We start from the raw sequence: 11,210 nt of genomic DNA on the forward strand, positions 1-11,210 counted from the left end.
CCCTCGCGGCGGGCCGCGCGTATCTGGTCCCAGATCTGCGCCTGCGCGCCGACGTCCACGCCGCGCGTGGGGTGGGCGGCGATCAGCAGCTTGGGGGTGTGGCTCATCTCGCGGCCGACGATCAGCTTCTGCTGGTTGCCGCCGGACAGCGAGCCCGCCGTGACCTCGATACCGGGGGTGCGTACGTCGTACTCGCGCACGATCCGCTCGGTGTCGGCGCGCGCGGCCTTGCCGTCGAGCAGTCCGTGCCGGGAGCTGGGCGCCTCGGTGACATGGCCGAGGATGCGGTTCTCCCACAGCGGCGCTTCAAGCAGCAGCCCGTGCCGGTGGCGGTCCTCGGGGATGTAGCCGATGCCGGCCTCGCGGCGCTTGCGGGTCGGCGCGTGGGATATGTCGGCGGTACCGAGGGTGATGACCCCGCCGTCCGGGTCGCGCAGGCCCATGATCGCCTCGACCAGTTCGGCCTGCCCGTTGCCCTCGACGCCGGCGACGCCGAGGACTTCACCCTGGTGGATGGTGAAGCTGATCCCCGCGAGCACGTCCCGTACGACACCGTCGGTGTCGGTGGCGGTGAGCGTCAGGTCCTGGATCCGCAGCATGGGGGTGTCGGTGACGGTCGACTCGCGCGTCTCCGGGGAGGGCAGCTCGCTGCCGACCATCAGCTCGGCGAGCTGCTTGGAGGTGGTGGAGCGCGGGTCGGCGGTGCCGACGGTGGTGCCGCGGCGGATGACGGTGATCTCGTCGGCGACCGACAGCACCTCGCCCAGCTTGTGGGAGATGAAGATGACGGTGAGGCCTTCGGACTTCAGTCCGCGCAGGTTGTCGAAGAGCGCTTCGACCTCCTGCGGCACGAGGACCGCGGTCGGCTCGTCGAGGATCAGCGTGTGGGCGCCCCGGTAGAGCACCTTGAGGATCTCGACGCGCTGCCGGTCGGCGACGCCCAGCTCCTCGACGAGGACGTCGGGGCGTACGCCCAGACCGTACGCGTCCGAGATCTCCTGGATCTTGGCGCGGGCGGCGGAGCCGATGCCGTGGAGCTTCTCGCTGCCGAGAGCGACGTTCTCCAGGACGGTCAGGTTGTCGGCGAGCATGAAGTGCTGGTGCACCATGCCGATGCCGCGCGCGATGGCGTCGGCGGGGCTGCCGAAGGTGACCTGACTGCCGTCGACGGTGATGGTGCCCTCGTCCGGCTTCTGCATGCCGTAGAGGATCTTCATCAGGGTCGACTTGCCGGCCCCGTTCTCACCGCAGAGCGCGTGGACGGTGCCTCGGCGGACGGTGATGTCGATGTCGCTGTTGGCGACGACACCGGGGAAGCGTTTGGTGATGCCGCGCAGTTCGACGGCGGGCGGGCTGGACGCGTTGATGGCGCACTCTCCTCGGAGGAAGGAGCGTTGGGGCGGGGGGCGTTGGGTGACGCTAGCGCGTCAACTCCCGCCTACGCGCGTAGAGTTGACACATCGTTACGACCAAGGGATAGGGCCCGGCGGGAGGGGAGGTCCGCACCTTCCACCGGGCCCATGTCCACGTCGGGCGCGGGGCCTGAAACCCCGCGCCCTGTCAGATCACGGGGTGGTCTTGACCTTGACCGTGCCGTCGACGATCTTCTTCTTGGCCTCGTCGATCTTGGGCTGGATGTCCGTGATGAAGTTACCGCTGGTGGTCAGCGAGACACCGCCCTTGGCGAGCGAGTACGTGTTCGTGCCGACCATCGGCTTGCCGTCCTTGACGGACTTGATCAGGTCGTACACACCGACGTCGACGTTCTTGACGACGGAGGTCAGGATCGAGCTCTTGTACTTGGCGAGCTGCGCCTGGTTGTACTGGTCGGAGTCGACGCCTATCGCCCAGGCTCCCTTGACGCCGTTGACGGCCTCGATGGAGCCGGAACCGGACGAGCCGGCCGCCGCGTAGATCACGTCGGCGCCCTTGTCGAGCATGCCCTGGGCGGCGGCCTTGCCCTTGTCGGGGCTGGCGAACCCGGAGGTGTCGGAGCCGTGCGACAGGTACTGGACGTCGACCTTGATCTTCGGGTTGGTGTCGTGGACACCCTGGACGTAACCCGCCTCGAACTTCTTGATCAGCGGGACGTCGACACCGCCGATGAAGCCGACGTGGTCCTTCTTCGTCTTCAGCGCGGCGGCGACACCGCCGAGGTAGGAGCCCTGCTCCTCGGTGAAGACGATCGAGTCGACGTTCTTCTGCTCGACGACCGAGTCGACGATGCCGAAGGTGACGTTCGGGTACTTGGCCGCCACCTTCGTCATCGAGTTGGCGTAGGCGAAGCCGATGCCGACGACGGGGTTGTAACCGGCCTCGGCGAGCTGCGAGAGGCGGTCGACCCGGTCGGCCTCGGTGTCGGTGGTCTTCGCGGTCAGTTCCTTGATGTCGCCGCCGAAGTCCGTCTTCGCCTTGTCCAGGCCGCGAGCGGCGGAGTCGTTGAAGGAGTGGTCTCCGCGGCCGCCGACGTCGTAGGCCATACCGACCTTGATGCCGCCCTTGGCGGAGGTGGAACTGGACGGCTCGTCGGCCTTGGCCTTGTCGGCCGATGTGCTGCCACACGCGGTGACGGACAGACAGAGCGCGGCGGAGGCGATCCCCGCCGAAGCGAACTTGGTTACCCGGCGCAAGAGGGGTCCCTTCAACCTGACCGAAGCGCCTCTTCCGGCGCTGGTTTCGCGGCGATCGTAACGCGCGTAGATGTCAGATAAGGACCTGTACCGAGTCCGTTATCGGATCGTCGCGAACGTCGGGTGTCCTGGCCGATTACAAATGGTTGCCGTCGATCAACGCAGCGGCGGTGAAAAGCTCCACACCGACCTGGATCGCGTGCTCGTCCACGTCGAAATCGCCGCGATGCAGGTCGTACCCGGCGCCCTTGCCGGGCGGCCGCACGCCGAGGCGCGCCATCGATCCCGGCACGTGCTCCAGGTACCAGGAGAAGTCCTCGCCGCCGAGGCTCTGCTCGGTGTCCTCGACGCTGGACGCGCCACGGCGCCGGGTCTGGGCCGCGCGCAGCAGCTCCGTGACGCCGGGGTCGTTGACGACGGGCGGCACCCCGCGCACGTAGTTGATCTGCGTCTTCGCGCCGTGCAGCGCCGCGATCTCGTCGATCGCCGCGTGCACCAGGTCGGGTGCCTCGTGCCAGGCCGCCAGGTCGAGGCAGCGGACGGTGCCGGAGAGCTCGGCGTGCTGCGGGATGACGTTGCAGGTGTGGCCCGACTCGATACGGCCCCACGTGACGGCCAGCCCGGAGCGGGCGTCGACGCGGCGGCCCAGCAGCGCGGGCACCTCGGTGGCGACCTTGGCGACGGCGGTGATCAGGTCGGTGGTCAGATGCGGCCGCGCGGTGTGCCCGCCGGGGCCGTCGAGGGTGATTTCCAGCCGGTCGCACGCGGAGGTGATGGGGCCAGGACGCAGCCCGACCTTGCCGGCGTCGACCTTGGGGTCGCAGTGCACGGCGATGATCCGGCCGACGCCTTCCAGCGCCCGCGACTCGATCGCTTCGGCCGCGCCGCCCGGCAGCACCTCTTCGGCGGGTTGGAAGATCAGCCGCACCGGCCTGGGCAGCTCGCCCTTGCGTTCCAGCTCGGCCAGGACGAGTCCCGCGCCGAGGACGGCGGTGGTGTGTACGTCGTGCCCGCAGGCGTGCGCCCGGTCCGGCACGGTGGAGCGGTACGGGACGCCGATCTTGGTGTCCGGGATGGGCAGCGCGTCGATGTCGGCGCGGAGAGCCAGTACGGGTCTGTCGGCCGTGACCGTGCCGATGTCGCAGACGACGCCGGTGCCGCAGGCGAGCACGCGTGGCGCGAGCCCGGCCCGCTCAAGACGTTCCTTGATCGCGGCGGTGGCGCGGACCTCTTGGTTGCCCAGCTCGGGGTGCATGTGCATGTCGCGCCGGAACGCGATCAGCTCGGCCCGCAGGGCCTCCGGAAGCGCACCTGCGAGGTTGGTCCCGGGCACCACGGTCTGTCCGGGCAGTTCGGCTTCTGACTCAAGCGACATCAACTGGCTCACCCGTTGAAGAGTAGTTCTCTCCATGGATCAACCAACCATCGATCACCAAAATTTCAGCCACACAGACGAAACCCGGCCCTTCTGTCCGGATCACGCCGGTGACGGCAGCCGGGGCAGCCGGTGGACGTCGCGTGCCGTGCCCGTGACATCCGTCAGGAAGCCGTGGGCGCGGGGTGACGCTGTGTCGTTGAGCCACTCCGGTGCGATGTCACAGACAGCGACCCTGACCCCCGTGCCGGCGAGGGCCAGCGGGAGGGTGTGGACCACCGTGGAGGGGAAGCTGAGGACCGTGCTGCCGATGGGGCCGCGCCGGGCGATCAGCTCCAGGGGAAGGTCCGGGCGGACGATCTCCAGGCCGGTCTCCGCGTGCAGCCGGTGCAGCTTGTCGACGCCCTCCCTGCGGTGGGCGAAGTAGCGGCCCGCGTGGTGGGTGCGGGCCAGCGCCGCGACCGCTTCGAGGTACTGGCCGGCGTCGACCACGCCCGTCTCGACCAGCGAGGTGCCGACCATGTCGGCGCCTTCGAGCACCGTGGGCGGCCCGAAGGTTGCCCGGGTCCAGGCGAAGTCGTTGACCGTCACCGTGATGCCGGGCGGCACCTTGTCGACGGGCATCGCGGTGAAGACCTCGACCGAGCGGGCCGCCGACGGGGTGAGCCGACGGCGGGCCGCGGCCGAGACCGGGGCGAGGACCAGCTCACGCGGCCCGCGGTGGCCGCCGCGCCGGTGCCAGCGCACCAGGCGTTCGCCGCGGGCGACCTGCCCGATGAACTCGATCGTCGCCGTGCCGTCGTCCACGACGGTCAGCTGCTTGCCGCTGACGAGCGTCAGCAGCAGCTGCACGTAGCGGGAGAACGGGTCGCCGATCACGACCCGGTCCGCCTTGCGCAGCAGGGGTGCCAGTTCCCGTACGGTCCGCAGGGGCGCCCCCGCACCACCGCGCGCTTCCTGCCAGCGCACGGTGAAGCCTTCGTCGCGGCCCAGCTCCGCCATCCGGCGGAGCTGGCCACGCGACATGGGGTCGGTGGGCGAGAGGACGACGACGGTCAACTGCTCACCGCGGTGCCTCGCGCCGGCCCACTCCAGCACGTTCAACAGCTGGACCGGGCTTTCGACGAAGGCGATCGCGCGGGAGCTCTGGTTGTCACGTGGGTGCTGGGGACGGTCCCCGCTCGGGCTCGGCATGGCGTCAGACCGATACCGGCGCGGTGGCCTCGGTCTCGGCGACGACACCGGCGACGCGGCGGAGCTTCTTCATCGGGCCCAGCTCCGACTCGTAGACCTTCTTGACGCCGTCACCGAGGGAGGCCTCGATGGTGCGGATGTCGCGCACGAGGCGCTGCAGGCCCTGCGGCTCGACGGAGGCGGCCTGGTCCGAGCCCCACATGGCGCGGTCGAGGGTGATGTGACGCTCGACGAAGGCGGCGCCCAGCGCGACGGCGGCCAGCGTGGTCTGCAGGCCCGTCTCGTGGCCGCTGTAGCCGATCGGCACGTTCGGGAACTCGGCCTGCAGGGTGTTGATGACGCGCAGGTTCAGCTCCTCGGCCTTGGCCGGGTACGTCGAAGTGGCGTGGCAGAGCAGGATGTTCTCGCTGCCGAGCACCTCGACCGCGTGCCGGATCTGCTTCGGCGTCGACATGCCGCTGGAGAGGATGACCGTACGGCCCGTGGCGCGCAGGGCGCGCAGCAGCTCGTCGTCGGTGAGGGAGGCGGAGGCCACCTTGTGCGCGGGGACGTCGAACTTCTCCAGGAACGCGACGGCCTCGGTGTCCCACGGGGAGGCGAACCAGTCGATGCCGCGCTTCTTGCAGTGCTCGTCGATGGAGCGGTACTCGTCCTCGCCGAACTCGACGCGGTGGCGGTAGTCGATGTACGTCATCCGGCCCCAGGGGGTGTCACGCTCGATGTCCCACTGGTCGCGCGGGGTGCAGATCTCCGGGGTGCGCTTCTGGAACTTGACCGCGTCGCAGCCGGCTTCGGCGGCCACGTCGATCAGGGCGAGGGCGTTGTCCAGGTCACCGTTGTGGTTGATGCCGATCTCACCCGTGACATAGACGGGACGACCGGGGCCTGCCGTACGCGTGCCGAGGGTGCGCAGGCGGCTGGAGTTGGACTCGGTGCTCATGGAACTGTCCTTACTTGTCGGGGGTGTTGTGGGGGGTGTGGGGAGCGGCGGCCGAGGCCGCGCGGTGCGGGGCGTGCAGCCCTTCACCCAGGAGCCAGGCGGCGATCTCACGGATCGCCCCCTCGCCGCCGGGGGTTGTGGTGACGGCGCGGGCCGCTGCGCGTACCGCGTCGTGCGCGCTCGCGACGGCCACCGGCCAGCCGACGAGCCCGAAGCAGGGGAGGTCGTTGACGTCGTTGCCGACGTAGAGGACCCGTTCGGGGGTGATGCCGCGTTCGTCGCACCACTGCTTCAGTGCGATGTCCTTGCGGTCGATGCCGTGCAGCACCGGCACCTTCAGCTTGTCGGCGCGGGCGGCGACGACCGGGTTCCGCTCGGTGGAGAGGATGAGCAGGTCGAGTCCGGAGCGGCGCAGCGCGGCGATGCCGAGTCCGTCGCCGCGGTGCACGGCGACCATTTCGCGGCCGTCGGAGTCGACGTAGACCTTGTCGTCGGTCTGGGTCCCGTCGAAGTCGAGTACGACCGCGTCGATGTCGCCGTGCGTGGGCAGCAGCGCCGGGTCGAGCAGCGGCGCCAGCGCGCGGGCGCGGGCCAGGTCGTGCGGGTCGTCGATCTCCAGGACCCGCGCGGGGTCGGTCGGTACGAGCGCGGTACGGCCGAAGAAGCGGTGCCTGGCCTCGCGGAAGCCCCCGGCGCGCATCGCGTACGCGGCGCCGGTCTCCAGGAACTCCTGCGGGCGGTCCTGGCGGCGCGGCCGGTTCGACTTGTCGTGGTTGACGCCGTAGCCGTCGAGTTCGCTCAGGTGCGCGCCGCCCTGGCGCCAGATGAAGCCGTGGGTCGGGGCGACGGTCAGCGCCGTGTCCGCGCCGTCCTCGATGAGCGCCGCGGCGACCCCGTCCAGGTCGCCGGGCGTGATGAAGGGGCTCGTGCACTGCACGAGCAGCACCACGTCGGTGACGGCGCCGCGCATCGCCTCGTACGCGTCCATGGCGTGCAGCACGGCGGCCTCGCTGGTCGCCAGGTCACCGGCGATGGCGGCGGGGCGCAGCACGATCTCGGCGCCCGCGGCGCGCGCCGCGTCGGCGATCGCCTCGTCGTCCGTCGAGACGACGACGTCGGTGACCAGGCGGGCCTTGAGGCAGGCGCGCACCGCGCGCACCACCAGCGGTACGCCGCCCACCTGGGCGAGGTTCTTGGCGGGGACGCCCTTGGACCCGCCGCGTGCGGGGATCACAGCCAGGACGGTCATCGGTTCTCCTTGGTGGTCGGCGGGGCGTCGGCGGGGCCCGGCCCTGCGGCCCGGCGCCTCACAGCTCGCCCATCCGGCGGATGACGGGTGCGACGCGCTGCACTCCGTGGCGGTAGGCGCCGCGGGCGGCGCCGCGTACGGCGTTGCGCACCGCGCGCCGCACCCCGGTGGTGGCGCCGGCGCCGGCCGGGGCCGACGTCTTCGGGGTGCCGTCGGGGTTCAGGTGGTAGCGGGCGAGCAGCGCGGGCAGATAGCGGGGCGCTGTGGTGACGGTGTAGTACGGCGCGACGGGCGGCAGGGCGGGCCCGGTCAGGAGCTTGCCGACGCGGGCGCGGGCCTCGTCGAAGGCTGTGCCGTACGAGCCGTCGGCCGCGACACCCTGCCGGTCCGCCCACACGGCGTCGTGGCGGGGCCGGTGGCCGCTGTCCAGCTGCTCCCAGGAGGCCAGACAGCCCGAGCCGATGAAGTGGTGGTTGCCGAGCGGTTCCCGTACGCCGAGGTCGGTGAGGATCGCGGTCGGGATGCGCCGGTGCAGGGCTTCCAGGGCCGCCGTCGACGAGACGGTGACCAGCAGGTCCGTACGGTCCAGGACCTCGCCCATGTTCCCGTACACCAGGCGGAAGTTGGCCGGCAGACCGCCGACGACCTTCTCGGCGAGGACCTGGTACGGGTACTCCTCGACGTGCGTGGTCTGCTCGCCGACCTTGCTGCGCAGCTTCAGCAGCACCTCGCGTTCCGGATGCAGCTTCGCGTGGTCGACCAGCCGCTGGAGCAGGTAGGCGCGGTCGGCGCGGGTCTCGGGCACCGAGGGCTGCGCGGCGAACACCACGGTGTCGCGGCCCTCTTCGGGGACGTACCGCTCGCCGCCGAGGAAGGGCAGCGCGGCCTCGGTGACGCTGGACGCGTCGGCGCCGACGCCCTCGTAGACGTCGCGGAAGCGCCGGCCGTCGTGGCGGGAGTTGGCGAGGACGACATCGGCGCCGTGCCGCAGCAGCAGGCCGTCGGCGAGCTTCTCGTAGACGACCCCGACGTAGCCGGTGACGAGCACGGGCCGGTCGGCCAGCCGCAGGGCGGCGATGCCGTGCAGCATCGCCTGGACGGCGCCGCCGACGAGGGCCAGCACGATCACGTCGTACGCGTCGCTCTCGTCCCGTATCGCTCTCAGGAACTCGGTACCGGTCACCTCGCGCAGCGCGTCGGCGTCCGCACCGACCTCGGCGAGCTGCCGTGCGGTGGGGGTCGCTCGTCCGCGCAGCAGGAATCCGCTGAGCTCGATGTCGCTCTCCTCGGCGGCTATGCGGCGCGCGGTGAGCGCGCCCCATTTCCACCGGGTGTCGGAGTCGGCGAGCACTGCGACCCGGACGGCGTGACTGGTACGTGATGGCACATCGTGGACGTTAGAAAGCCAATTCGCTGGGCGGCCCAACTCAACGGCAATAAAGGGTTAACAGCAGGTCTACGGATGGGGCGGGAGGGTCTTCCGCTGCGGGATTCATGGTTCGGCCACACTTCGTTCACCTTGAGTCTGTGCCGATGTCAGACCCGAAGGCGCGGGGCGCCCTAGCCTCACCCGGGTGGTCAAGCTCTCCGTCGTCGTGCCGTTCTACAACGTGCAGACATACGCGCCCGAAACCCTCAGAAGCCTGCGCGCCAATGCGCGCGGCGATTTCGAATTCCTGTTGGTCGACGACCGGTCGACCGACGGGACCCCGGAGATTCTCGAACGGGCCGAGCGTGAGCTGCCCGGTGCCGTCCTGCTCAGACACGAGAAGAACGGCGGACTCGCGACCGCCCGCAATACAGGTCTCGACGCGGCTCGCGGTGATTATGTGACCTTCCTCGACGGCGACGACTGGGTGGCCCCCGGTTATTTCGAACAGCTGTTGACCGCCATAGACGATCTCGGCTGTGACTTCGTCCGTACGGACCACGTGCAGTTCACCGGGCGCACGCGCACGGTCCACCGGGTGCCGGTGGGCAGGCGCGGCGAGGTGCTGCGGCCGAGGGACGCGATCCTGCCGGCCAACCGGACGACGTCCGTCGACTACGCGTACGCGTGGGCGGGCATCTACCACCGCCGGATCGTGGAGCGGGGCCTGGTGCACTTCACCGACGGGCTGCGCACGGCCGAGGACCGGCCGTGGATCTGGCGGCTGCACCGCGAGGCCGAGTCGTTCGCCGCCGTGGGGCTCCTCGGGCTCTTCTACCGGCGGGGCGTCGCCTCGTCGCTCACCCAGATCGGGGACGTCCGGCAGCTCGACTTCATCAAGGCGTTCGACCAGGTCGTGGCCGACACCTCGAAGGACGAGGAAGCGGCCAGGTTCCTGGCGAAGGCCATCCGTACCTACTGCGCGATCATCGCCCACCACCTGGGCTCCAGCGTGCGGTACGAGCCCGCCGTGGCCCGCAAGCTGCGCACCATGAGCGCGGCCGCGCTGCGCCGGCTGCCCCAGGACCTTCTCAAGGAAGCACTGAACTCGATGGACTTGGAGCGCTCGGGCCGGCTGCAGCGACTGCGCAGGCGGACCCTGCCGGGCAACGGCAACTCCGGCGCCGGAACGGCGGCTGCCTGATGGGAACCCCCGCCACCCCCCGCACCCAGATCCTCTGCGCCTCCACGCTGTACGGAGCCGCCACGCTGGCAGCGGCGATCGACGCCGGGCTGCTCGGCACGCCGGACCGGCGGCTGCTGGTCGTCTGCAACAACGCCACGTCCCCCGAACTGTCGCCGTCCGTCGATCAGATGCCCGGCTTCGAGGAGCTGCGCGACCGGTTCGACGGCCTGCTGTCGTGGAACGAGACCATCGCGCCGTTCCATCCGAGCAGCTGGGCGCCGCGCCCCGACGACGTGCCGATCTGGGAGCGTCATCTGCGGCTCGCCTGGGAACTGGGCGACAGCAAGGTCGAGTTGGTCGTCGAGTCGATCCAGGTCACCCCGGCGCTCGCGATCACGGAGATCTTCACCGGCGCGCCGATCCGGGTGTACGCGGACGGGCTGATGAGTTACGGCCCGACCCGCTCCCGGATCGACACGCTGATCGGCGGCCGGGTGCGCGAGCTGCTCCACCTCGATCTCGTACCGGGGCTGCGGCCGCTGCTGCTCACCGAGTTCGGCGTCGAGCCGACGATCGTGCCGAGCGAGGTGTTCCTGCGGGTGCTGGACTCGCTCGCCGAGACGGCGCGGGACATCGCGACGCTGCCCGAGCCGCCCGCGCTCGTCCTCGGCCAGTACCTCTCCGAACTGGGCATCCTCAAGCCCGAGGAGGAGGAGGAACTGCACGTGAAGATGGTGCGGGGCTGTGCGGCGCGCGGCCACACCCAGGTGGTGTTCAAGCCGCATCCGGCGGCGCCGGCCGGCTGGTCGGTGCGGCTGGCCGACGAGGCGAAGAAGGCCGGGGTCGAGCTGACCGTCATCGCGACGCCCGTGCTGGCGGAGGTGCTGTACCAGCGGCTGAAGCCGGCCCTGGTGGTGGGCTGCTTCTCCACGGCGCTGTTCACGGCTTCCGCCTTCTACGGCATCCCGGTCGCCCGGGTCGGCACCGAGATCCTGAAGGAGCGGCTGACCCCGTTCCAGAACAGCAACCGGGTGCCGGTGACGATCGTCGACGCGCTGCTGGCGCCGCTGGACGACGACGGTTCGTTCCGGCCGGAGCCGGAGCTGTCCGGACTGGTCACGGCCGTCGGGTTCGCGATGCAGCCGGAGATCGTCCCGACGCTGCGGCCCGCCGCCGAGCGCCATCTCGCCGCGCACCACGACGAGCGGACGCTGAGTTACTTCAAGCGCCGCCGGCTGACCGCGCTCGGGCTGCCCGGCGGGCTGCC

Annotated in this window: 9 protein-coding genes; 2 read left to right on the forward strand and 7 right to left on the reverse strand. The window is 70.5% G+C overall.

The annotated features are described in order from the left end of the window. The 7 genes from HY68_RS06055 to HY68_RS06085 form a co-directional block, all read right to left on the reverse strand. Positions 1-1,337: ABC transporter ATP-binding protein (locus HY68_RS06055; RefSeq protein ID WP_078863451.1), on the reverse strand; the 1,337-nt coding region annotated here is incomplete at its 3' end. A 228-nt stretch (positions 1,338-1,565) separates the two neighbouring features. Beyond that, positions 1,566-2,630, reverse strand: a complete 1,065-nt coding sequence (locus tag HY68_RS06060; RefSeq protein WP_041985279.1) for a BMP family ABC transporter substrate-binding protein — start codon at positions 2,628-2,630, stop codon at positions 1,566-1,568. Between the two features lie 136 nt (positions 2,631-2,766). Beyond that, complete coding sequence (locus HY68_RS06065) at positions 2,767-4,005, reverse strand: amidohydrolase (protein WP_041985283.1); 1,239 nt, start codon at positions 4,003-4,005, stop codon at positions 2,767-2,769. Between the two features lie 102 nt (positions 4,006-4,107). Continuing rightward, positions 4,108-5,199: a hypothetical protein gene (locus HY68_RS06070; RefSeq protein ID WP_041985286.1), complete on the reverse strand. Its 1,092-nt coding sequence runs from the start codon at positions 5,197-5,199 to the stop codon at positions 4,108-4,110. Between the two features lie 4 nt (positions 5,200-5,203). Continuing rightward, the gene (locus tag HY68_RS06075; RefSeq protein WP_041985290.1) at positions 5,204-6,139 is read right to left on the reverse strand and encodes an N-acetylneuraminate synthase family protein; all 936 of its coding nucleotides are present in this window, start codon (positions 6,137-6,139) and stop codon (positions 5,204-5,206) included. A 10-nt stretch (positions 6,140-6,149) separates the two neighbouring features. Next, the gene (locus tag HY68_RS06080; RefSeq protein ID WP_041985294.1) at positions 6,150-7,388 is read right to left on the reverse strand and encodes an acylneuraminate cytidylyltransferase; all 1,239 of its coding nucleotides are present in this window, start codon (positions 7,386-7,388) and stop codon (positions 6,150-6,152) included. A 58-nt stretch (positions 7,389-7,446) separates the two neighbouring features. After that, on the reverse strand, positions 7,447-8,775 hold the full coding sequence (locus HY68_RS06085; protein WP_078863452.1) for a DUF6716 putative glycosyltransferase: 1,329 nt from the start codon (positions 8,773-8,775) through the stop codon (positions 7,447-7,449). 187 nt (positions 8,776-8,962) lie between these two features. Between HY68_RS06085 and HY68_RS06090 the strand changes: the two genes are divergently transcribed. Continuing rightward, positions 8,963-9,961 (forward strand): glycosyltransferase family 2 protein, encoded by a 999-nt coding sequence (locus HY68_RS06090; protein WP_041985301.1) that lies wholly within the window; start codon positions 8,963-8,965, stop codon positions 9,959-9,961. After that, positions 9,961-11,210: polysialyltransferase family glycosyltransferase (locus HY68_RS06095; protein WP_041995279.1), on the forward strand; the 1,250-nt coding region annotated here is incomplete at its 3' end. The genes HY68_RS06090 and HY68_RS06095, both read left to right, overlap by 1 nt.

The sequence above is a fragment of the Streptomyces sp. AcH 505 genome, from assembly GCF_000818175.1.
GTDB lineage: Bacteria > Actinomycetota > Actinomycetes > Streptomycetales > Streptomycetaceae > Streptomyces.